This is a genomic window from Burkholderia sp. Se-20378 (genome assembly GCF_017104665.1).
GTDB classification, from domain to species: Bacteria; Pseudomonadota; Gammaproteobacteria; order Burkholderiales; family Burkholderiaceae; genus Burkholderia; species Burkholderia lata.
This window is the reverse complement of sequence record NZ_JAAGPG010000089.1, coordinates 1-22,939: the sequence shown is the minus strand read 5'-3', so window position 1 is coordinate 22,939 and position 22,939 is coordinate 1. Positions and strand designations below refer to the sequence as shown.

At 65.9% G+C, this 22,939-nt stretch carries 19 protein-coding genes and 1 pseudogene; 8 read left to right on the top strand and 12 right to left on the bottom strand.

Annotated elements, in window-relative coordinates; genetic code table 11:
• Together G3N93_RS12745 and G3N93_RS12740 are read right to left on the bottom strand one after the other, a co-directional pair.
• Positions 1 to 300 (bottom strand): annotated as a pseudogene (locus G3N93_RS12745) (RNA-directed DNA polymerase); the annotation flags it as partial.
• A 265-nt stretch (positions 301 to 565) separates the two neighbouring features.
• Positions 566 to 1,138: an Osa protein gene (locus tag G3N93_RS12740; RefSeq protein WP_206133147.1), complete on the bottom strand. Its 573-nt coding sequence runs from the start codon at positions 1,136 to 1,138 to the stop codon at positions 566 to 568.
• A gap of 558 nt (positions 1,139 to 1,696) precedes the next feature.
• On the opposite strand from G3N93_RS12740, the gene G3N93_RS12735 reads away from it, so the two are divergent.
• Positions 1,697 to 1,969 (top strand): hypothetical protein, encoded by a 273-nt coding sequence (locus G3N93_RS12735; RefSeq protein ID WP_011350268.1) that lies wholly within the window; start codon positions 1,697 to 1,699, stop codon positions 1,967 to 1,969.
• A gap of 580 nt (positions 1,970 to 2,549) precedes the next feature.
• Here G3N93_RS12735 and G3N93_RS12730 read toward each other — a convergent pair.
• Complete coding sequence (locus tag G3N93_RS12730) at positions 2,550 to 3,791, bottom strand: cytochrome P450 (RefSeq protein ID WP_206133146.1); 1,242 nt, start codon at positions 3,789 to 3,791, stop codon at positions 2,550 to 2,552.
• 79 nt (positions 3,792 to 3,870) lie between these two features.
• Complete coding sequence (locus G3N93_RS12725) at positions 3,871 to 4,842, bottom strand: PDR/VanB family oxidoreductase (RefSeq protein WP_206133145.1); 972 nt, start codon at positions 4,840 to 4,842, stop codon at positions 3,871 to 3,873.
• 529 nt (positions 4,843 to 5,371) lie between these two features.
• On the opposite strand from G3N93_RS12725, the gene G3N93_RS41515 reads away from it, so the two are divergent.
• From G3N93_RS41515 to G3N93_RS12700, 4 genes are all read left to right on the top strand, one after another.
• The gene (locus G3N93_RS41515) at positions 5,372 to 7,003 is read left to right on the top strand and encodes a helix-turn-helix domain-containing protein (protein ID WP_307873407.1); all 1,632 of its coding nucleotides are present in this window, start codon (positions 5,372 to 5,374) and stop codon (positions 7,001 to 7,003) included.
• A gap of 345 nt (positions 7,004 to 7,348) precedes the next feature.
• Entirely contained in the window at positions 7,349 to 9,094 is a 1,746-nt protein-coding gene (locus G3N93_RS12710; RefSeq protein ID WP_206133144.1) for an amidohydrolase family protein, read from the top strand.
• Positions 9,087 to 9,812 carry an SDR family NAD(P)-dependent oxidoreductase gene (locus tag G3N93_RS12705; protein WP_206133143.1) on the top strand — a complete coding sequence of 242 codons (726 nt, stop codon included), beginning with the start codon at positions 9,087 to 9,089 and terminating at the stop codon, positions 9,810 to 9,812. Before G3N93_RS12710 ends, G3N93_RS12705 begins: the two co-directional genes overlap by 8 nt.
• Before the next feature lie 184 nt (positions 9,813 to 9,996).
• On the top strand, positions 9,997 to 11,412 hold the full coding sequence (locus G3N93_RS12700; protein ID WP_241026528.1) for an MFS transporter: 1,416 nt from the start codon (positions 9,997 to 9,999) through the stop codon (positions 11,410 to 11,412).
• 80 nt (positions 11,413 to 11,492) lie between these two features.
• Here G3N93_RS12700 and G3N93_RS12695 read toward each other — a convergent pair whose 3' ends face one another.
• Positions 11,493 to 12,269 (bottom strand): SDR family NAD(P)-dependent oxidoreductase, encoded by a 777-nt coding sequence (locus G3N93_RS12695; protein WP_206133141.1) that lies wholly within the window; start codon positions 12,267 to 12,269, stop codon positions 11,493 to 11,495.
• A 241-nt stretch (positions 12,270 to 12,510) separates the two neighbouring features.
• On the bottom strand, positions 12,511 to 13,443 hold the full coding sequence (locus tag G3N93_RS12690) for an AraC family transcriptional regulator (RefSeq protein ID WP_206133140.1): 933 nt from the start codon (positions 13,441 to 13,443) through the stop codon (positions 12,511 to 12,513).
• Positions 13,444 to 13,560: 117 nt separating this feature from the next.
• Between G3N93_RS12690 and G3N93_RS12685 the strand changes: the two genes are divergently transcribed.
• Both G3N93_RS12685 and G3N93_RS12680 read left to right on the top strand, forming a co-directional pair.
• Positions 13,561 to 14,466, top strand: a complete 906-nt coding sequence (locus G3N93_RS12685; RefSeq protein ID WP_206122091.1) for an alpha/beta hydrolase — start codon at positions 13,561 to 13,563, stop codon at positions 14,464 to 14,466.
• Positions 14,467 to 14,593: 127 nt separating this feature from the next.
• Positions 14,594 to 14,980 (top strand): VOC family protein, encoded by a 387-nt coding sequence (locus G3N93_RS12680; RefSeq protein ID WP_206133139.1) that lies wholly within the window; start codon positions 14,594 to 14,596, stop codon positions 14,978 to 14,980.
• A gap of 144 nt (positions 14,981 to 15,124) precedes the next feature.
• On the opposite strand, the gene G3N93_RS12675 is transcribed toward G3N93_RS12680, so the two are convergent.
• From G3N93_RS12675 to G3N93_RS12655, 5 genes are read right to left on the bottom strand one after another with little or no spacing between them, the layout of a single operon-like run.
• Entirely contained in the window at positions 15,125 to 15,847 is a 723-nt protein-coding gene (locus G3N93_RS12675; RefSeq protein ID WP_206133138.1) for an ABC transporter ATP-binding protein, read from the bottom strand.
• Positions 15,837 to 16,589, bottom strand: a complete 753-nt coding sequence (locus G3N93_RS12670; RefSeq protein WP_374196456.1) for an ABC transporter ATP-binding protein — start codon at positions 16,587 to 16,589, stop codon at positions 15,837 to 15,839. Before G3N93_RS12670 ends, G3N93_RS12675 begins: the two co-directional genes overlap by 11 nt.
• On the bottom strand, positions 16,586 to 17,533 hold the full coding sequence (locus G3N93_RS12665; RefSeq protein WP_206122094.1) for a branched-chain amino acid ABC transporter permease: 948 nt from the start codon (positions 17,531 to 17,533) through the stop codon (positions 16,586 to 16,588). The genes G3N93_RS12670 and G3N93_RS12665 overlap by 4 nt, the downstream gene beginning before the upstream one ends.
• Entirely contained in the window at positions 17,526 to 18,401 is an 876-nt protein-coding gene (locus G3N93_RS12660) for a branched-chain amino acid ABC transporter permease (RefSeq protein WP_206133137.1), read from the bottom strand. Before G3N93_RS12660 ends, G3N93_RS12665 begins: the two co-directional genes overlap by 8 nt.
• A gap of 37 nt (positions 18,402 to 18,438) precedes the next feature.
• Entirely contained in the window at positions 18,439 to 19,626 is a 1,188-nt protein-coding gene (locus G3N93_RS12655; RefSeq protein ID WP_206133136.1) for an ABC transporter substrate-binding protein, read from the bottom strand.
• Between the two features lie 530 nt (positions 19,627 to 20,156).
• Between G3N93_RS12655 and G3N93_RS12650 the strand changes: the two genes are divergently transcribed.
• On the top strand, positions 20,157 to 21,815 hold the full coding sequence (locus G3N93_RS12650) for a methyl-accepting chemotaxis protein (protein WP_174939119.1): 1,659 nt from the start codon (positions 20,157 to 20,159) through the stop codon (positions 21,813 to 21,815).
• Positions 21,816 to 21,869: 54 nt separating this feature from the next.
• Here the strand turns inward: G3N93_RS12650 and G3N93_RS12645 are convergent, their stop codons facing one another.
• Positions 21,870 to 22,853, bottom strand: coding sequence for a succinylglutamate desuccinylase/aspartoacylase family protein (locus G3N93_RS12645; RefSeq protein WP_206133135.1), 984 nt, complete (start codon positions 22,851 to 22,853; stop codon positions 21,870 to 21,872).
• Positions 22,854 to 22,939 lie beyond the last annotated feature (86 nt).

Here is a 22,939-nt window from a genome sequence, read left to right as displayed (position 1 = left end):
CGGCAACGGCCGCTGGACGGGTGGCCGCCGCACGACGCGGATCACGGTCGGCCGATCTTCGCGATACCAGGCGCGCACGAACGCGGCCGCATCGGCCAGAACCGCCGCCAGCGTGTCGATGTCGACGTCGTCCCAGTGCGCGCCGAAGCGGGCGAGCGCGGTGTCCGCACATTCGTGCGCCCACGGCTGCGCGTCGCCGAGCACGGCGGCCATGCGCGCGATGACGCCGCCGCGCTCGGGCGGCCCGGCGAGCATCGCCTCGGCAATCGTGCGGGTGGTATCGCGCAGGGATGAATGCATGGGGAAAGATGGGCGGGACGATGAGCCAACGTGACTGGTGCTGCGAGGGGAGGCGTTACGCAACGCGCAACCCAGCCCCTTGCGACGCATCGGGGTGTCAATCTGATCCACGGGGTAGCCCCGTAGTCCTGGAACATCGGCTGCCTGTTCCGGGCGTGTGCTTGACCCACCGGCCCGCGATGCGACTTTAATGGCCGCGAACGCGGCGTGTCAAACCGGGTGACGATCCGGCGCCGCCGCGGCGTGCCGGATCGCGACGGGCGACCTACGTGTGCCGGGAAAACAGTTCGCGGTACGCGATCGGCGCGACGCCGACGCCGGCCATGTTGTTCAGCATCGTGGCCCAGGTCGCGTTGTCGACGCTGACCGGAAACGACCGCACGCGGTTGGCGAGCAGCCAGAAGGTGCGCGTCATGCCGTTGCTCATCGCGACTTCGTACCCGCTTCCCTCGAGCCAGTAGCCGACCGGCGGCAGCGCCACCGGTTCGAGGCGGCCGGCCCGGAACGCGGCGGCGGCCGACGCGTACTTGCCGTCGAGCGGCATGACGCGGCGCGGCACGCAGTCCTGCGAGTTCAGTTGCGGAAACGTCGGGCTCGTGCCGAGCCACAGGCCGTAGAACGTCTGCGCGTCGAGATGGACGACGAAGCGATCCGTTTCGGCGGGTGTTGCCGCCATGTAGCAGTCGGCCTGCCCCGGAACGGTAACGCGCCACATCGCGCGCGTCGCGCTCAGGTCGACCAGTTCGCTCGCCTGCGGCCGCGGCTGGATGGGAGACGGACGTCCCGCTTCGCGCAGGTCGCGCGCGCGATCGAGTCCGATACGAAGACGTGTCAGCATGGGCCCTCTCTTTCTCTCGTCACTTGTTCGAATGAGTCAGGGGACGGGCAATGACATCGTCACGTGTTTGCAATACGCGGGCCCGGTGTCCTGACGCTCCCGGCATGGTCGGGAACCCGCGCAGTGTAGCGCCTTTCCGGGCCGGCGCGAGTCGACCTGGCCCGCCACATCATCAACCATCAAATCAATACTCGTCGGCGATTATTTAAATATCGAAATAATCAAAAAACAAAAATAGCCGATCTCAGAATTCAATAAAACAACATTCAAACAAAAATTATCGAATCCGATTAACGATAAATTAATACGATTGGCGCCCTCAAAACCAAATAAATAGTCTGTGTTGTGCGCCGCAACACCGCGATTCAAAAATCAACGAGATACGGAGGCGCAGCACGAATCATTGCATTCGTGCTTTGTCGCATAGTTTCCACCTTGTCAGGCCACCGTTGATTTCCAGACACTTGTGAATCGGCAATCCGGAAAGACAGACACGTCTTCCCGGGCGTGACCAACGTCGTCCGTTCGCTTTAATTCATTCAATATCAAAGGAAAGTCATGAAGAAGATTGCAACCGTGCTGTTTTCAGCACTGATGCTCGCCTCCACGTGCGCGTCCGCCCAGGCGCTTTGCAAGGCCGGCAAGATCGACAAGATCGAAACCGACACCACCGGCAACTTGCTGGTGACCATCAACGACGGCATCTACTCGTTCAGTGCCAAAGAGGTTTATTCAATTATTTACCAGGCGTATTCGGAAAACAGGAATCTGTTTATCTATGGGAATAATTGCTCGAATGGCTCGCCGGCGGCCCGCTTTGCCATTCGTTAATCAACCTTAAATGCTCGACGATTATCCGTGCGTGGAGCCCGGGGCTGGATTGACATTCTGAATCCAGCGCCGTCGCGGGCTGGGGTGTCGGCGCTGCGCGTCATGACACCTGCATGCCCGCTGCCCGATCCGCGCCGCTACCAATGAAGCGGGCCGTGCTTACCGTGACGGGTCAGGCGCCCCACACTTCGTCGCCCGTTGACCTCATGCTAATGTGCTCGGCACTGTCATCGTGCATGAGCGAAAGAAAATGGGAAAGTGGCTTGCAATCGGCATAGCTGTCGGCGCTGCGGTTGGTGCGGCAACTGAAAGCATGGGTCTGTGGTTGAGCCTGGGAACGGCAATGGGCTGTGCAATCGGAGCCGGCGCTGGCGCCAAAAGGCCGCGTCGGTAGTCACGCGTCGATCGGGCAGCCGTTCAGCGCCCGTTTGCCAGGAGAGTCGAAGACCGACTTGCAGCGCCGCATCAAGTAGCCCCGTCACCGGCCGCCTGCGCCCAGGCACGACACCCGGGCGCAGCCTGCGTGACGGCACTTTGTCCGCGCCTCCGCGCCTCTGCACCTTCACGCCAGATCGCCCCCCTACGCCCGCGTGAAAGGACACCCCCCACCCGCGACTTCCCTGCCCGCCGCCGCGGCCAGTTCCGGCCTCAGGACGAAAGGCAACGACACGATATGCCGCCGCACCGTCGCTTCATCGACGATCGGCGGATGGTCATGGTCCAGGTCAATCCCCAGTTCGAGCAACGCATGGGTGATCATGTGAAGCGTGCCGAATTCGGTGTCCTCGTTGTCCTCGTTCTCCGCCGTGATCGGCACCCCCGCCGCCAGCACCCGGCCCACGCACGCATGCGGCCCCGCTCCGAAAGAAAGCCCCGGGGCGGCAATCCGGCCGGGCGGCACGCGATACGGATTGAACGTGTCCGCGTCCGGCCCGAAGATGTCCGGGTTGCGGTTGGCAGTCGCCATGTCGAACTCGATCACGTCGCCTGCGGCCACCTCGCTGCCGTCCGGGATATGCATCGGACAGGACGCCTGGCGCACCGAGACGACCTGCGGCGGATGAAGCCGTATCGCCTCCCAAATGAATTTCTGCAGCGTGGCGGGTTCGGCCAGCAGCGTCTCGCGCGTGCCGGGATGATCGCGACACCACATCAGGATGTCGAGCATGATGAAGCACAGCGTATTGGCCTGGGTGGCCGCGCTGGCCAGCAGAAACAGCGCGGCATCCTTGACCATGACGTCATGGGGCAGTTCGCCGTTCGGGTAGTTGACCAGCATCACGGTCATCACGTCTTTCGGCAGTTCCGCCCCCTGATCGATCAATGCCTGCCGACGCCTGGCCGACGGGACATAGAAATCGCGTTCGAACTCCACGAGCGCTTCCCGGATTTTCCGGTTCGCGTCGTCCACGCTCCCCGACAACAATTGGCCGACGGTCGATACGTGGGCCAATCCGCGAATGATCTTGAGGATGCGGGTCGTCTCCTCCTCGGTGCCGACCCGGTCGATACCGGTGACGTCGGAGGTCAGATTGACCAGCGCCCGAAACGCCAGGATGGCCACGTCACCCCGCCCTTCGGCGACGACGGGCTTCAGCACCTGATCGAGCGCGGCGGGCAACACACGGTTCTGGTAGTCGCGAAAGAATTCACGCGTAAACAAGCTGTTGAGCGCCTGGCGCTTTCTCAGGTGGGCGTCGCCGTGAAGGTTCACGACCGTATCCTTCATGAAGAACAAGGCCGCGTCGTACATGGCCTGTTGAAGGGTCTTGTCCTTCATCGTCTTTTCCGCATCGCGATAGGTATCGATTCTATGTTTCATGAATTTTCCTCCACTCCATGTAATTTCGTTATCCGAATAATTTTTGCAACAGGCATCCGCATGAACACCCCTCATCCTGCTACTCCAGAGCGATAACGATCATGTCGTCGGCTGCCCGCGAACAGCACGGTATGAACGACTTGTTCGCCGCGCGTTCCGCGGCGGTCAAGTACTGATCCCGATGATCGATGGCGCCCGACACGACCATCGTCTGGCAGGTTCCGCAATTGCCGGCCTCGCAGGAACTCGGAATGTCGATGCCGGCCTCGACGAGGGCATTCAACGCGGTCTGATCTTTCCCGACATGGATGATTTGCCCCGTTTCGGCGATCTCGACGTCGAACGCCCGGTCGCCGCCCTGAACCTCGACGGCGGCACCCGTAAAGGATTCCGAATGGACGCGCGGATCCGGCCATCCCGATTGCGCCGCGGCCTGCTTCACCCATGTCACGAAGCCCGACGGACCACACACGTACAGGTGCGTTCCGGCGGCCGGATTCGACAACACGGCATTCAGATCCAGGCGCCGATCGTCAGGCGCGTCGTCGAAATAGAGGTGCGCGCTCCGCCGCCATCCGGACTGCCCGATTCTCGTCTGGAAAGCCATGCGCTCCGCGCTGCGCGTGCAGTAATGGAAATCGAAGCTGGCGCCGCGCGACGCCAGCGCTTCCGCCATCGCCAGGACAGGCGTGACCCCGATCCCGCCAGCCAGAAGAAGACTGTGCGTTGCGTCTTCCGCCAGCGGGAAATGGTTTTTCGGCGAGGAAATATCGATGGTGTGGCCCACCTCGACCGTCTGGTGAATCGCGCGCGATACGCCGCGCGATTCCGGTTCGAGGAAGATACCCAGTTGATAGCGGTCCGTTTGGCCGGGCGCGTTGCACAACGAATACTGTCGTGACGGCAATCCGCGCAAATGGACTTCGACGTGTGCGCCGGCCTCGAAGGCCGGGAGTTTCTGGTCTTCGTGAATGGCGCGCAATTCCAGCACGCAAATGTCCGGCGTTTCATTCCACTTCCGCGTGACTTTCACTGCAAGGGTAGCTGGCATTTCAACGTCTCCCAATTCCTGTTCGATACACGGCCGTCAGGCCGGCCTTGCACTTTCGACACTCAGGTTGTTTGCCTTTCGTCGGGACCTATTGAAGCGCCGCGCGCAAGCGCCGGGCAAACCTGTCGCTTGAGCCTCCTCGTACTTTGGAATCGAAACAGGGTTTCCCCGAACCGCCGCAGGGTCGCAACATGCGCGACGCTCGCCACGCATCATCCGGTGGAACATGCGCTGGATTGCGCGCTTGCGATGCATGCGGATTCGGTGCTGACGCACATCGCGTTCCGGAATTCGAAAAGACCGATGACGTCTCGTCGCAACGCGCATTACCGCGCTTTAAAGGGATTTCCCCGGCGCGTCCGAAAGCCACTTATTGCTACACTTGAAAGCGCAGCCAGCGGCGCCATACGACGACCCGCGGATACCGTCCGACAGGCGCGCTGCCAACGGAGACACGATGCAGCCCGGAAAACTTTCCTCCTCGCCTGTCCGTACGCGATGTCGCAACGGTCCATCCGGCATCGATACCGTGTGGCCCAAACCGCAGCAGGGGGAACGGATCGCCAACAAGGCCATGATGACGCCGCTCGCGCGCGGTCTGTCGATCCTGTCGGCCTTCGATGGTCACACCCCTTCCCTGAGCAACCTCGAAATCGCACACGCGACCGGTCTGCCGGCGCCAACCGTGCTGCGGCTGTCGCGCTCGCTCGTGACGCTCGGCTATCTCAATCACGATGAAGCCACCCGCAGGTATTCGCTTGCACCGGGCTCGCTGGCACTCGGCTATGCCGCGATTTCCGACGCCGACATCCAGCGCGTCGCCAGCGCGGAAATGCGCAAGTTCGCCGAAGAGACCCACACGCTCGTACTACTCGGTACGCGGGATCGGCTGGAAGTGATCGTCCTCGATGCCCAGCGAAGCAGCGAGGCGATCTTCGATCTGCAACTGACCGCGGGAATGCGCGTTCAGATCGCGTATTCGCTGATGGGCTGGACCCTGATGGCCGTGCTTCCGGAAGCCGAGCGCGCCTATTTGCGCCGGAAAGTGGAACGGCGCGCGGGCCAGCTGTGGGCGCCGATCCGGCAACGCATGCTCGAGAAAATCGATCAGGTCAGGGACCTGGGCTTTGCGACCTTGCACGGACACTGGGAACCGGAAATCGCGGGCGTCGCCGCGCCGATCCTGCTGCCCGGCCGGCCGCCGGTCGTCCTCGCCTGCGTCAGCCGCGCGGGCGCGCAGTCGAAGGTTCAGGTCGAACGGGAACTCGGCCAGCGGCTCGTCGCGCTCGCGCGCACGCTCGAGACTACGTGCCGGACGGCGACCGATTCGAACCACGGCGAGATGCCGCCCGAGCCTCCATCGGTTCATCTCGACGACGCGATGCGTCGCCCGGCCCAAATCACGATGACGCTGGATCGCGGGCTGCAACTGCTGCGCGCGTTTCATGCCGAGCGTGCACCCCGAACGATCCGGGAGCTCGAATGCGAGACCGGGATGTCGAGATCGGCCGCCGCGCGCCTGACGTCGACGCTCGTTCACCTGGGCTTCCTCCGCCGCATCGCGGGCAGCCCGCATCTCGAACTGGCGAGCGGCGTGTTCGCGATCGGCCAGGCGTTCGTCGAAACGAATGCAGTCACACGGCTCGCCGGCCCGGTTCTGCAACGGCTGGCCGACCGGCTCGACGTCTGCGTTGCGCTCGCCGTGCCTGATCACCTCGACATGCTGTATGTCGCGCATCGCACCAGCAGCCGGATTTCGACGTTGCGGCTGGGCGTCGGCTCGCTGGTGCCGATGAGCACCACGGCGATCGGGCGAGCGTGGCTGTGGGCGTTGCCGGATCACGAGCGCGCACGTTACATGATGCCGTTGCTGGAGAAGGCCGGCGCGCAAGCCGTCGAGATCCGGAACCGCATCGAACGCGCATTCGACGAATTGCGCTCCACCGGCGTATGTACGTCGGTCGGCGAGTATCAGCGGCACTCGTACGGGATCGCACTGCCCATTCGCGTCGGCCGTTCGGCCACGCCGATGTCGCTCGCTTGCAGCGCGGTCGACGTCGATCCCGATATCGAAGCGATCCGACACCGGATCGTGCCGGCGCTCAGGCGCGCGGCGGCCGAACTGACGGCGGTGCTCAACCACGCGCATTCAGCGCAGTAACGATGCCGATCGCGGTTGCGCGACGCAGCATGTCGCGTCACGCCGTCGCGCGTCAGCGTGCGCAACAGGACTGACTGCCTTCATCGCAACGTCGTAACGTCTCCTCGCCCTTCTTCGGAAAATCGTTCCGATTCGCAGTCCTCATATTCTTCGCGCCTGCCGCTCCAGACGACTCGCCGGTTCGCCATGCTCCGCGTCGCCTAAGTGTCCAGTGTCGAATATCCCGTGCTCAACGCCTGCACGAGTCCAATGTACGGAAAACCTTCATCGAATCCGTTGACGCTCGCGCAATGTGCTTCGAAGATCGACCGGCACTTCAGGGTAATAAAACAGGAGACAGATCCAATGAGCATACCTGCCCGCAGCAAGTTGCAAGCCGCCGATTTTGACGTCGTGATCCGGTCGGGCACGATCGTCGACGGCAGCGGTGGACCATCCTACGTGGCCGATCTCGCGATACGCGACGGCAAGATAGTCCGGATCGGCCGGATCGCCGAGCGCGGTATCGAGGAAATCGATGCGACCGGCCAGATCGTGACACCCGGCTTCGTCGATATCCATACGCACTACGATGGGCAGGTCACGTGGGAAACCCGGCTGTCGCCCTCCTCGAACCACGGTGTGACGACGGTCCTGACCGGCAACTGCGGCGTCGGTTTCGCGCCGTGCCGGTCGACCCAGCGCGACACGCTCGTCAAGGTGATGGAAGGCGTCGAGGACATTCCCGAGATCGTGATGACGGAGGGCATCCCGTGGAACTGGGAGACCTTCCCCGAGTACCTGGAGACGCTGAAGGCACGCCGATACGACATCGATTTCGCGACCCAGGTGCCGCACAGCGCGATCCGCGTGTATGTGATGAACGATGGCGACGGACCGCCTGACACGGCCCAGTTGCGGCAGATGACCGAGATCGTGCGCGACGCGATCCGGGCAGGCGCATTCGGCGTCAGCAGCTCGCAGCATGCGGGGCATCGTACGGTCGAAGGCGATCTCGCCCCGAGCGTGAAGGCGGCGACGGACGAACTGTTTGCCCTTGCGGAAGGATTGAAGGAGGCCGACGGCGGGGTCTTTCAGGTCATCACCGACGGCTACAGCGCGAAGTCCGACGCGGCGAAGCAAATGGCGCTGATCCGCAGGATCGCGGAAATCTCGGGCCGACCGGTCAGTTACTCGCTCCTGCAGAAGGACCACTGCGTCGATCTGCCGGAAGCGATGCTCGCGCTCAACCGCCAGGCGCAAGCCGACGGGCTCCCGATCCGGGCGCAGGTCTTTCCGCGTCCCGTCGGGCTGATGTTCGGTCTCGGCCTGTCGTTCCATCCGTTTCGATTCCGCCCGAGTTACGAAGCCATTCACGCGCTGCCGCTCGACCAGCGCGTCGCCGCGATGCGCGAGCCGGCGCGCCGGCAGGCGATCCTGTCGGAAACGCCGGCGCATCCCAATCCGGTGTTCGTCAACATCGTGAAGGACTTCGAGGATTCGTTCGTGCTGGGCGACCCGCCCAACTACGAACCCACGCCCGATCAGTCGATCCGGGAACAGGCGCGCCGTACCGGCACCCCATCCGCCGAGCTCGTGTATGACCTGCTGCTGGAACGCGACGGCACCGCGATCCTGCTCGCCCCGTCTTCCAATTATTCGGAAGGCGACCTCGAGGCCGTGCGTCGCATGATGGTCGACGACAACACGCTGCTCGCGCTCGGCGACGGCGGCGCGCACTACGGGATGATCTGCGACTCGAGCTACCCGACGACGGTGCTGTCGTACTGGACGCGCGACCGGCCCGAAGGCCGCGTATCGCTCGAATGGGCGGTCAACAAGCTGTCGCGCCGCAACGCGCTCGCGATCGGCCTGACCGATCGCGGCCTGCTCGCCGAATGGATGAAGGCCGACATCAACGTGATCGACTACGCGAACCTGACGCTGCACGCGCCGCATCCCGTTCACGATCTCCCTGCCGGCGGACGGCGGCTCGTCCAGTCCGCGGACGGCTACACCGCGACGCTCGTGAACGGCGTCGTCACCTACCGCGACGGCCAGCCGACCGGCGAGCTACCCGGCCGTCTGCTGAGGAGCGGCGACTATGCGTGATGCCACGATCGATCAACCCAACAATATGCGCCTGGACGGCAAGGTCATCGTGGTCACGGGCGCGTTCGGGCAACTGGGGCGCGCGGTCACCGACGCACTGCTGCACCTGCACGCCAGGGTGGCCATGCTCGACGTCCACGACGGCCGCGCGCCGGACGGTGCGCACGCATGGCGCGTGGATCTCGCGTCGCTGGACGACACGCGCACTGCGATGAACGAGATCGCTGCACGGTGCGGCCGCATCGACGGCCTCGTGAACATCGCGGGCGGCTTCACGTGGACAACGCTCGAAGACAGCGACGACCTGTCGGAATGGCAGCGGATGGTTGCGGTCAACACGACGACCTGCGTGACCGCGTCAAAGGCCGCGCTGCCGCATCTCGTGCAATGCGGCGGTGCGCGCATCGTCAACATCGGCGCGGCGAGCGCCGTGCGCGCGACCGCCGGCATGGGCGCCTACGCGGCCGCGAAATCATCCGTCGCACGCTTCACCGAAGCGCTGTCGGAGGAGCTCAAGGTTCGCAACATCACGGTCAATGCGGTACTGCCCGGCATCATCGATACCCCGACAAACCGGCAGGACATGCCCGATGCCGACTTCAACGCGTGGGTGACGCCGCAGGACGTCGCAGGCGTGATCGCGTTTCTGTTGTCCGATGCGGCGCGGTCGATCACGGGTGCACTGCTACCGGTAACGGGAGGATTGATGCGCACCTGACGCCCCCGGGCCTCCGGCTGCCACGCTACTGGAGGCCGGCATCACCATCGCTTTCGATAATTAGACATACGAATCAATAAGCGCACGAAAGGAATCGACCAATCAGCCACCGACAACCGGTTCGGTCATGCCGGGCGACGGCACGCGCCCACGGAACGACGTCCGTGACGACCAGGAGGAGATCATGAAACATCCGACGCAGAACGCTATCCCCGAACCCGGCTCGCTCGACGGTCCGATTGCTCACGCGCCTTCGCGGCATACGGTGCTCGACAGCCCCTACGCCTGGTATGCACTGATCGTCATGACAGGCACCTGTGCGCTGTCGTACATCGACCGGCAGTTGCTGAACCTGCTCGTCGACCCGGTCCGCCATTCGCTGCGGATCAGCGATACGCAATTGAGCCTGGTACACGGTGCGGCGTTCGTGGCCGCCTACCTGATCGCCGTCCCGCTCTTCGGGCGGCTTGCCGATACCGCGAATCGCCGCAACGTGCTGGTCGCGGGGATTGGTGCGTGGAGCCTGTTCACCGCGCTGTGCGGGCTGGCCGACAGCTATGAAAAGCTGTTCGCCCTGCGCTTTTGCGTCGGGGCGAGCGAAGCGTGCGTCATCCCGGTCTGCTACTCGCTGATCGCCGATCACTTCTCGACCCGACACATTCAGCGCGCAGTCAGCATTTTTCATGTGGCACCGCTGTTCGGCAGCGGATTCTCGCTCCTCGCGGGCGGCGCGGTCTTCATGCTGGCCGGCGAGATGCGCACGTGGCTGCCGATCCTGAACCCGCTCGCCACGTGGCAGATGGCGTTCGTGCTGATCGGGTTGCCCGGCCTGCTCGTCGCCGCCGTCGTCGGCCTCACGGTGCGCGAGCCCGCGCGCCAGCAGATGCGCCATTCGGCCGCCGGCGACAGGACCTATTCGCTGCGCGAAACGACGGCGTTCATCTGGCTGCATCGCGGCTTCTACGTCCGCATCTATCTCGGCATCGGTATGCTCGCGATGATGGTGCTCGGCATGCCCGCGTGGCTGCCGACGTTCCTGGTGCGTGTCCACGGTGCCGCGCGCGCGACGGTCGGGTTCAACTTCGGCCTCGTGGTGATCGTCTTTGCGACGGTCGGCACGCTGATCGGCCCCTGGGTCAGTGCCGCCGTATTCGAAAAGCGCGGGTACGTGGACGCGCCGCTGCGCACGGCCGCCTGGTCAATCGTCGGCGCCGTCTTCTGCTGCGCGGCGATACCGTTCATGCCGGACATGCGCGGCACGCTCGCGATCACGGCGGCCGCCGTGTTCTTCTACAGCCTGCCAACGGGCGTGATGGCGGCGACGCTGCAGCTCGGCACGCCAGGCCGCATGCGCGGCACGGTCGGCGCGCTGTACAGCCTCTGCGGGCAGTTGATCGGCTTCGGACTCGGCCCGACCACCATTGCGCTCGTCACGGACAAGGTCTTCAAGGATCCGAACAGCGTCGGCTATTCGATCGCGATCGTCTGCCCGATCGCGTCGATCGTCGCGTCGTGGCTGCTGTTCACCGCGCTGCGCCACTATCGGGCACTGCTCCAAGCCACGGGGCAGCACGGCGGCGAGCCGCCCCGCCGCATCTGACCAACCGAGGCCGCTCAGCCGGTCGTCCAGACGACCGGCCGAGGGCCTTGCATATGCCCGCGCGAAAGGCGACAGCCCGCTCAGCCCTTGCCGATCGCCGCGCGCGTGCCGCCATCGACGGGCAGCACGGCGCCGTTGACGTATCGCGCGGCATCGCTGACGAAATAGAGAATGGCGCCGGCCACGTCGTCCGGCTGCGCGATGCGTCCGAGCGGCGACGCACCGTACGGCCGGTAGCCGGACGCGGCGGTCGCGCCGAGCACCTGCCCGAGCATCGGCGTCTCGACCGTGCCGGGCGCGACCACGTTGAACGTCACGCCGCCCGGCGCCAGCTCGACCGCAAAGACGCCCGACATCACGTGCAGCGCGGCCTTGGTCGCGCCGTAGAAACCCGAGCCGGCCTTCGGGCTCATCCCGGCCACCGAGCCGACGAACACGACGCGCGACGGGTCCGCCACGCTCGCGCCCCGCCGCAACCCCGGCAACGCCGCGCGCACGCAAAGCCACGGACCCATCACGTTGACGCCGAACATCAGCTGCAACGCGTCAGGCGCATGATCGGCGAGCGGGCCGGGCCGGATCACGCCGGCGGAACAGATCAGCGCGTCGATGCGAACGCCATCGCGCAGGATTGCGGCAAACGCCTCGTCCACGCTGGCCGGGTCGGACACATCGCAAACGGCATGCCGGAAACGATCGCCGGCCTCGAAGGCCCGTGCCTGTTCCCGCAACCCGTCGGGCGACAGGTCGAGTCCCCATACGTGCCATCCCTGTGCGAGCAGCCGCTCCACGGTGCACCTGCCGATGCCCGACGCGGCACCGGTCACGACGGCAAGTTTTCCGGTCGATTGGGTCATGGGCGGTCACCCATGCTCGACAGAGCGGTCGCATCCGGTTCGCCGCAGCCGGCGCGCAACACATCGAGGGTTCGGTTCATTCGGCTTGTCTCCCGGTAATTGAAGGGTTTTTCTCGGGAGACATTGAATATCCGCGTGCAGGCTTGCATCAACGGCGACGGCCACGTGTTGCCGTACATTGAAATCGGCGCGGCCTGCTCGTGCACGCTGCGGCCGTCAACTACGCCGCAGTCACACCGCATCAATGCCCCGCGTTGGCCGCGACCAGAGACTGACGCCGATATTGCGTCGGCGAGCACGACATGATTCGCTTGAACGCAGCACTGAACGAGCTTTCCGACTTGTACCCCAGCGAGAAGGCAATCGACGCCACGTTCTCGCTGCCGTCGCGCAGCCGCCCCGCCGCCATCAGCATGCGCCAGCGCGCCAGGTAGTCCATCGCCGTGCTGCCCACCAATGCCTTGAAACGCTGCGCAAACACGGTGCGCGAAATGAGTGCGACCTCGGCGAGTTCTTCCAGCGTCCACGCACGGTCGGGCTCCGCGTGCATCGCACCGATCGCGAGGCTGATGTGTCGATCGGTCAGTGCGAGAAACCATCCCTTCGGCAGCGCGTTCGATGTCGCGAGAAACAGCCGCAGCACCTGCACCAGCATCACGTGCGCGAGGTAGGTGGACATCAGCACGCCACCCGGCTGCGGCGTGTGCAACTCGGCGACCAGTTGATCCAGCGACCAGCGCAACACCTCCGCCTGGCTCGATGCCCGCGGGATGTCGATGATGTGCGGCAGCGCATCGAACAGAACGGCGGCATGGTTGCCGGAGAACACGAAGTGTCCGCAAACGAGCAACACCTCGCCGCCGCCGTTGTGCAGCGCCACCTGGTTATGGGTGATCGCGTCCATCAGGTGTTCCGCGTTCTGCGGCGGCAACGCCGGATCGGACGACAGGACGAAGCGGCTCCCGCGGTTCAGCAGGAAGCAGTCGCCCTCGTCGAAGCGGATCGGGTGTTCGAGATCGTCCGACACGCCCCAGCACGTGCCGCGCATCAGCGCGGCAAATTTGACGCCCTCGTGCGGCGGAAAGTCGAACGACCACGCGCCGGCGGCATCCAGGCCCGCGTAGTACTGGCTCCGGGGCTGGAGCAGCGAGAGCACGTCTGAAAGGGGATCCATCACGAAATCCGTACGATCGAATAAGAATTAGGTACTTTAAAGCATGGTTCGTACGCACCTCAAGGACTAACATGCCGCTACCGATTCAAGATCGAATCACCGCAGAGGACCCCGAACATGCAATCCGTGACGTTCAAGAACAGCGCGATCGACATGGCCGCGAACCTGTATTTCCCGGCCGGCTTCGACGAGCGCAACACGTATCCCGCCATCGTCGTCACCCATCCGGCGGGCGGCGTGAAGGAGCAGACGGCAGCCATCTATGCGGGCAAGCTCGCGGCCGAAGGCTTCGTCACCCTCGCCTTCGACGCGTCCTGTCAGGGCGAGAGCGGCGGCGAGCCGCGCCAGCTCGAAAACCCGTATGCGCGTGTCGAGGACATCAGCGCGGCCGTCGACTACCTCACGACGCTGCCCTATGTCGACCGGCAGCGCATCGGCGCGATGGGCATCTGCGCCGGCGGCGCCTATACGGTGACCGCGGCACTGTCCGATCGCCGCATCAAGGCCGTGGGCGCCGTCAGCGCGACCAACTACGGCGCGATCCTGCGCAATGGCTGGGAGGGCCGCAGCGACCTGAGCGGCGCGTTCGCGATACTGGAGAACGCCGCGAATACCCGTACCGACGAAGCGAACGGCATCGATACCGTCTACTACCCGATCGTGCCGACGACCGCGGCGGACGCGCCGAATGCCGACCTGGCCGAAGCGGTCGAGTATTACCGCACGCCGCGCGCGCAGTGCGCCACGTCGCCGAGCACCGCGCCAGTGCGCAGCCTGATGCAGCTCGTGACGTTTGATGCGTTCCACCTGGTCGAACTGTTCCTGACCCAGCCGATCCAGCTCGTCGCCGGCGAGGAAGCGGGCACGCGCTGGATCAGCGAAGACCTGTTCCGTCGCGCCGCGAGCAAGGACAAGCACCTGCACATCGTTCCGGGCGCGTCGCACGTCGGCCTGTATGACAAGCCGGACTGGGTCGGCGAAGCGATGTCCAGGCTCGGCCCGTTCTTCAAGGCCAAGCTCTGAGCACACGCGCCGGGCGGCGTCGCGTACGAAGCCGGCTGGATCGGCCGGCACGCCGGAACCCCGAAGGCCCGTGCGTGACGCATCCCCCCAGCCTCCACTCATTGCCTACCATCTGGATACCAAAATAATGTTCAGCCATGTCAACCTGGGCAGCAACGACCTTGCACGATCGCGGAAATTCTATGACGCCGTGCTCGCCGTCGTCGGTGCGGCGCCGGGCGCCGATATCGACTTCAACTCGCCGCGTATCGTGTACCAGCACGACAATGCCCTGCTGGTCATCACGTCGCCGCTCGACGGCAAGCCGGCCTCGATCGCCAATGGCGGAACCATCGGGTTTGCGATCGGCAGCATCGAGCAGGTCGAGGCCTTTCACGCCGCCGCCCTGGCACATGGCGGCAGCACCTGCGAAGATCCGCCGGGCGAACGGAGCACGCCGTTCGGCGCGTTTTACCTCGCCTATGTGCGCGATCCGGACGGCAACAAGCTTTGCGCGTTCCACAAGCCTGCGTGAGCAACCGGGATTCGTGCTGCCGGCGTTGACGGGTGGCACGAGCGCCGTCGCATGACGGCCGATCCGGCTGCCGCACGCGCAGCTCCGAGCCCGCTCCGTTCCGCCGGCCGCGCGCCGCTCGACATGAGTGGCGCGCGCCGCCGGCTACATCCCCATGTACGCCCGTCGTACGTCGTCGTTCGCCGCGAGGTCCTGTGCCGGCCCGTGCGCCACCACCATGCCGCCTTCGAGCACGTAGCCGTAGTCCGCGACGCCGAGCGCGATCTCCGCGTTCTGTTCGACCAGCAGCACGTCGACGCCATCGCGGCTGACTTCGCGCACCACCCGTGCGATGTGGTCGACAACGGCCGGCGCGAGCCCGATCGTCGGCTCGTCCAGCAGCAGCAGCTTCGGTTCGGCCATCAGCGCGCGCGCTACTGCGACCATCTGCTGCTGGCCGCCGCTCAGTGACCCGGCCGGTTTGTCGAGTTTCGCCGTCAGGTCCGGCAGCAACGACAGGCAGCGCGCCATGCTGCGCGCGATGCCCGCGGTGTCGCGCCGGCTGTACGCACCGAGCTCGAGGTTCTCGCGCACGGTCATCGGACCGAACAGCCGGCGCCCTTCGGGCACCATCGCCAGGCCATGCCCGACGAGCGCGTTCGGCGGCAGCCCGCCCACCGCGCGGCCGAACAGCCGAATCGCGTCGTGCGCCGCGGGCAGCAACCCGCTCACGCATTTCAACAGCGTGGATTTGCCGGCGCCATTCGCGCCGATCAGCGTGACGACCTGCCCGCGCATCACACGCAGGCTCACGCCATGCAACGCGGGCACGACGCCGTACGCCGCGTTCAGGTGGGTCACCTCGAGGGTGGGCGCGTCAGTCGACATTCACGTTCCCCAGATAGGCGGCCAGCACGTGCGGATCCTCGCGGATCTCGGCCGGCGTGCCGGTGGCCAGCAACTTACCGTGATGCAGCACGTAGAGCCGGTCGCAGGTACGCATCACGGCCTTCATGTTGTGTTCGACGAGCAGGATCGACGTGTCGAAGCGATCGCGAATCGTGCGGAACGTCTCGAGCACGGCGACCACCTCGGTCTGGTTCAGGCCCGTCAGCGGCTCGTCGAGGCACAGCAGGCGTGGTCGCGACGCGAACGCGATCGCGATGCTCACCAACCGCTGCAGCCCGTGCGGCAAGTCGCCGGCGGTGTCGCCGAGCACCTGCTGCAGCCCCACCAGCTCGGCCGTTTCCCGCACGCGCCGCGCGCGTGCGCGGTGACTCGTCCCGCGCATGCCGCCGATCGCACCGATCAGGATGTTGTCCTCGACCGTCATCGTGCGCATCAGGCTGCCGTGCTGGAAGGTCCGCACGAGCCCGTGCCGGCTGATCGTCTCCGGCGCGCGGCCGGTCATGTCGTGGCCGCCGATCTCCAGCCGGCCGCAGCTCGGCGCGAGAAAGCCGCTGAGCAGGTTGAACGTCGTGCTCTTGCCCGCGCCGTTCGGGCCGATCAGCCCGAGAATCTCGCGCTCGCGGATCTCGAGGCTCAGGTCCGACACGGCCAGCAGCCCGCCGAAGCGTCGCGACAGGCCCTCCGCGCGCAGCCGGACCGACGGCGTGTTCATCGGGGTCATCGCACGTCTCCCGTCACCGACGGCAGCGCCGTCTTCACGCGCACGGTGCGGCGGCGCGCCAGCCATCCCGTCACGCCATCGGGCATGAACAGCACGCCGAACACGATCGCCGCGCCGTAGAAGATCTGCTCGCCGCCGCCGAAGCGCTGCGCGACGCTCGCGAGCAGCACGAGCAGCACCGCGCCGACCACCGGGCCGAGCGCGTGCCGTTCGCCGCCGACCTTCAGGTACGCGAGCGCGAACGTCGACAGCATGAAGCCGAAGTCGAGCGGGCTGATCACATTGTTCGAAAACGCCTGCAGCGCGCCCGCGATGCCGGTGACGAACGACGCGATGCAGAAGCACAGCACCTTCATCGCATGTACCGGAATGCCGACCGAACGCACGACATTGTCGTTGTCCCGAATCGCGACGAACACGCGCCCGACGTGCGAGTGCTCGATCCACGCGAGCAGCAGGATCAGCACGCCCGCCACCGCCACCACGAAGGTCGGGAAGCAGTCGCCGAGCAGCGCCGGCGGAAAGATGCCCACCATCCCCGAGTTGCCGCCCAGCCATTCCGAACGCGTGTACAGGATGCGCAGCGCCTCGGTGAACGCGAACCCGATCAGCAGGAAGTACGGGCCCTTGACGCGCAGCGTCACGTAGCCGAACACGGCGCTGACCAGCAGCGCGACGACCCCGCTCGCGAGCAGCGCGATCGCGAACGGCAGTTGCCACAGCGTCGTCGCGGCGCCGCTCGCATACGCGCCGAGGCCGAAGAACGCGGCGACCGCGAAATTGAGCTCGCCGATCAGCAGCACGAAGCGGAGGCTGCTCGCCATCATCGCCGCGATCGCGATCCAGATCACGAGGTTCCCCGCGTAGCCGGAACCCGCGGCGACGCTCAGCAAGGTGGCCAGCACGGCGGCCGGCAACCCGTAACGAAAGCAACGATCATTCATGGCCGAGCAGCCCCTTCGGTCGAACCAGCAGCACCGCCATCACGAGGACGAAGATCGCGAGGCTCGCGACCGACGGATCGAAATAAAAGCCGACGAAACTCTCGACGAACGCGATGAACAGGCTGCCAAGGATCGCACCGGGCACGCTGCCCATCCCGCCGATGACGACGGCAATGAAGCCCTTGACCAGATACGCGTCGCCGAGCGTCGGCGTGACCGCGGCCACCGGTGCGATCAGCACGCCCGCGACCGCACCGATCGCGGTGGCCGCGACGAAGCCGCGAAACGCGATGCGCCGGTACGGAATGCCTTGCAGCATCGCGGCCTCGTGGTCGATCGACACTGCGCGCAATGCCTTGCCGAAGCGCGTGCCGCCGAGCGCCAGCGTCACCAGCAGCGTGAGCGCCGCGGCCACGCCGCACAGCACGAGGCGCTGCGCGGCGATGCTGACGCCGAGCACGTCGACGTTGCCGTCGATCAGCGGCGGCACCGGGCGCACGCCGCCGCCGAACAGCTTCATGAAGCCGCCCTCGACCATCAGCACGAGCCCGGCCGACAGGATGAACGAGCCCGTCATGTCGCGCTCGACGCGCTTGAAGCCGGCCTCGTAGACGAGCGCGCCGAACGCCGACGTGACGATCACGCCGAGCACGCAGGCGATCGCGTACGCGAGCCACACGGGCCGGCCGCCGCTCGCGAACCACGGCACCGTCACCGACACGACCAGCGCCGACAGCGTGAAGAACTGGCCGTGCGCGAAATTGACGATGCGCAGCACGCCGAAGATCAGCGTCAGCCCGAGCGCGAACAGAATGTAGACCGCGCCGATCTGCAGCGCGGTGAAGATCAACTGGAGAAGCGTCTGCATGAAGCCGCCTGCATCGAAAAGTTGGGGGCGGCCACGCTCAGCGCAGCTCGCCGGACGCGATGCGCGTGACTTCCACGAGCTTGCCGTCCTTGAGCTGCGTGACGATCACCGGCAACAGCATCTGCTGCGGCGAGCCGTACACCGCCTTGCCGCCGAACCCCGACTGGCCGCCGTAGAACGACGTGAACGTCACGCCGCCCATCGCCTTCGCGACATCGGCCGGCGCGGTGCTCTGCGCCTTCTCCATCGCCGCCTTCAGCGCATAGACCGCGTCGTAGATGCCGATCTGCACCGCGTTGATGGAATCGCCGGTCGCCTTGCGCACGCCGTCGTCGAGCGCGCGCTGGTGCGCGGTCGCGGACGCCCCGTCGAGGCTCACCGCCGCCCCCAGGTAGACGCCCTGCACCGCGCTGCCGCCCGTCGCGATCAACCCGCTCGCGCCGGTGCCCACCTCGACGATCTTCACGCCGTTCCAGCCGAGGCCGCCCAGCTCCTTGAACACGATTCCCGCATCGGCCGGCGGCGTCGAGCACAGATCGATGCCGTCCGGCTTGAGCGCGCTGAGCTTCGCCGCGACCGGCTGGAACTCGCTGCTGCCGCGCTCGTACCAGTCGCTCGACATCACCTTGACGCCCACCGCCTCCCACGCCTTGCGCGCGATCTTCTCGGTTTCCTGCCCCGTCGCGTCGTTCGGATTCAGCAACGCGACGGTCTTGATCGGGTGCGTCTTCGCGATGAAGCCGGTCAGCGGCCGCGCGATCTCGAGCGTGGTGTTCATCTGCGTAAACGTCAGCGGATAGTTCGGCCCCTTGATGCTCGCGCCCCACGCGGTCGTGAACAACAGCACGCCCTTGCGCTCGGTCAGCGACTGCAGTGCGCGCACCGGCGCCGTGCCGATGCTGCCCGCGACGAACTTCACATCGTCCTTGTTGACCAGCGCCTGCGCGACCTTGGCGCCATCCGCCGCGTTGTACTTGTTGTCGTAGGTCACGCACTCGAAGTTGACCGTCTGACCCTTGACCCGCACGCCGCCCGACGCCGCGATCTCGGCGGCCGCCTTGCGGCACAGCCAGTCCGCGCCGACGCCCCACGGCGCACCGGAGCCGGACAGCGGCACCGACAGCCCGAGCTTGATCGTCTCGCCCGCCGTCGACAAGGGAACATGCGCGCAACAGGCGATGGCGATCGAGGTGCGCAACAGGCGGCGAATGGTCGGGTGCAACATGGCGGTCTCCTCCGTAAGTGGGGCTGTTTGTGGAAAGCATTAGATTCGCCCTCCGAAGGAAGAACAACGCGCGCGCCGGAACGGTTCCGTACATCAAAATCGAAGGACGCGAAACGATCTGGACAATCAGGGGAAATCCCGACGACCGGCGCACCGGGCGACGGCTTCTCGGCGCTCCATCGGGCACACGTTCATCCAGATGACGATTCGGCGTGCGGCGCCCGCTGCCCTTTTCCGTACGCGGCACGAGGTGCACCATGGCACGCCACCTTTGCAGTCCGAACGAGCCATCCGTTCTCCGACGAAAACGCATCGTCACGCCGTCGGCGCCAATGTACGGAACGCGCAACCGCTCACGATTGACCGCCCGACGTGGCGCTCAGTAGCATCGGCCGCGCTGCGTATCGCCGTATTCGGGCTTCGGCCATGCCCTTCCGTCGCCGCCGCGACGAACGCCCATCGCATGCGACCGGACGGGTCGGGGCCCGTGACGACCGGTACATCGACAACAACGAGGAGATCTCTCGACAATGAAGCTGTCATTCAAGCAGCGGCTCGCGTTGCCGCTGGTGCTGAGCCTGCTTTGCCTGGTCCTGCTGTCCGTCACCGATGCGTACCGGAGCCGCGAGATGCGCCTCGAGGAACGCAAGCTCGATCTCGTTCATGCCACGCAGATCGCGCTCGCCACGGTCGACACGTTCGCGAAGCGGGCCGCCTCGGGCGCGCTGAGCGTCGACGACGCGCAACGGCAGGCGATGGACGTCATCCGCGGCATGCGCTACGGCGAAGCGGGCTACGGCTATTTCTCGATCGTGAATTCGAAGGGCGTGGTGCTGATGTATCCGTTCGACGCGTCGCTCCAGAACAAGTCGCTGAACGAACTGAGCCCGAAGGTCGCCGCGATCATCCAGGCGCAGATCGACGCAACGCGACAGACCGGCAGCGGGTTCCAGCGTTTCGACTATCCGAAGGAAACGTCCGGGGTCACGACGGATGCCGTACGGGTCGCGTTCATCGACACCTATCGGCCGTGGGACTGGATCATCAACACCAGCCTGTTCGTCGACGACATCGATGCCGCGTTCTACGCGAGCCTGGCGAAAAGCCTCGGCATTTGCGCGGCCATCGCGCTGGTGATGGGCAGCATCGTCGTGGTGATCAATCGCGGCATCGTCCGCACCATGGGCGGCGAGCCCGGCTATGCGGTCGAGATTGCCGGGCGCATCGCGGCGAACGACCTGACGGCCGCCATCGTGACCGCGCCGCACGATCGCGGCAGCGTGCTCTATTCGATGAAGCGGATGCAGGCGAACCTGTCGGGCGCGATCAATGGCATCAAGACGAGCGCGGACTCGATCGCGTCGGCGGCCGCGCAGATTTCGGCCGGCGATCTCGATCTGTCGCGACGCACCGAACAACAGGCGGCGTCGCTCGAGGAGACGGCGGCCAGCATGGCGGAACTCTCGTCGCGGGTCAGCCAGAACGCCGACAACGTACGCCAGGCGAGCCAGGTCGCGGTGCAGGCCGTGCGGGTCGCCGAACGCTGCAACGGGGTCGTCTCGCAGGTGGTCGACGCGATGGGCAGCATCGACGCCAGCTCCGGCCGGATCGCCGAAATCGTCGGCATCATCGAAAGCATCGCGTTCCAGACCAATATCCTCGCGCTCAACGCCGCCGTGGAAGCGGCGCGGGCCGGCGAACAGGGGCGCGGGTTCGCGGTCGTCGCGTCGGAGGTGCGTTCGCTCGCGCAGCGCTCGTCGGCGGCGTCGAAGGAGATCCGCGGCCTGATTCACGAATCCGTGGATCGCGTGCGGGGCGGCGTGGCGCTCGTGAATGCGGCGGGCGCGTCGATGGCCGAGATCATGCAGGCGATCTCGCGCGTGACCGACCTGATGGAGGAAATCGCGGCCGCATCGACCGAGCAGGGCCACGGCATCGACCAGGTCAATCAGGCCGTGTCGGAGATGGATCGCGCGACGCAGCACAACGCCGCGTACGTCGAGGAAGTGGCCGCCGCCGCGCAGTCGCTGGACGACCAGAGCAGGCAGCTCGTCACGATGATTTCGACGTTCATCGTCCGCGACGACGACGGCGCGCCGCCGCTACAGGAAGCGCTCGATGCCCGCCCGCCTGCCGCGACCGCGTTCGGGACGCACGCCGCACCGGTGCGTGAATCATATGCGGTGTAGCGCGTAGCTCATCGCATAAGCGGTACCGCCGGCTGCGGCCCGCCGCAGGCGGCATCAGCGATCCAGCAATCGCCCCAGCCGCATCATCGTGACGTTCACGCCGAGATGGCGCATCGACGGTTGCACGATCACGCAGTTGTCGTACGGCGTGACGATCACCTCGTCGCCGTCGCGCGCGATCTCGGTGCCGGCTTTCTCGATCACTTCGAGCCCCGTGAACGGTTGCGAGAACCGGAAATCCATCGAACGCGCGACGACCGGCTCCGTGATCTCCACGAACTTCTGCCGCGCCGGCGCGGCTTGCGTCAGGAAGGCCGCGACGTCGTCGCGTGTGACGACACCCGCATGCAGCAGGAAGCGCGCCGCGCTGTCGAGCGCGACATCGCGTGCGCTCGCGGCGAAGTGCTGGCCCGTCTCGATCAGCAGCGCATTCTTCGCGCTCGCCGGATCGCCGAAGCCGCCGTAATCGCGCAGCCGCGTGCCGTTCGCATGGCCGCGATCGATGATCACGTGCTCCGGCGTGCCGATCGCGGCCGCCAGCGCAATCGCCTTCTCGAGCGGCCCGGTCATCATCAACGGCGCGGACGCTTCGTGCATCGAATGAATGTCGAGCAGCAGGTCGACCGTATCGAGCAGCGGACGCATCGCGCGCGCACGCGTGAGCTCGCGGCTGTCGCGCGCGCCGTCGAGCGCGGCCGGCGTCCACACGCGATTCATGTCCTCGTCGAGGTAGCGGGTCGCATCGGCGTTCTCCGCGCTGAAGTGCTCGTACGCGCCGACGTTGCCGAAGCCGAGCGACAGGCGGCCCGCAACCGGGCGCAGGCCCGCGGCCAGCAACGTGTCCACCGCGATCGCGCCGCTGACTTCATTGCCGTGCGTCAGCGCGAGGATCATCACGTGCTTGCCGGGCCGGCCGCTGTCGAACGTGTGCAGATAGTCGATGCCCGTATTGCCCGCGCACCAGCGCGCGATGTCGGGGAAGGCCACTTCGATCGGATAGGCCGGCAATGCGGCGCGGATGGCTTCAAGCGTGGTCATGTCGGAAAGGATCAACAGGGTTCGGGAAAGGCGCAGCCGGCGTGGGCCGGTTGCGCGGGAATCGGGCCAGGGGCGGGCGCGTCACG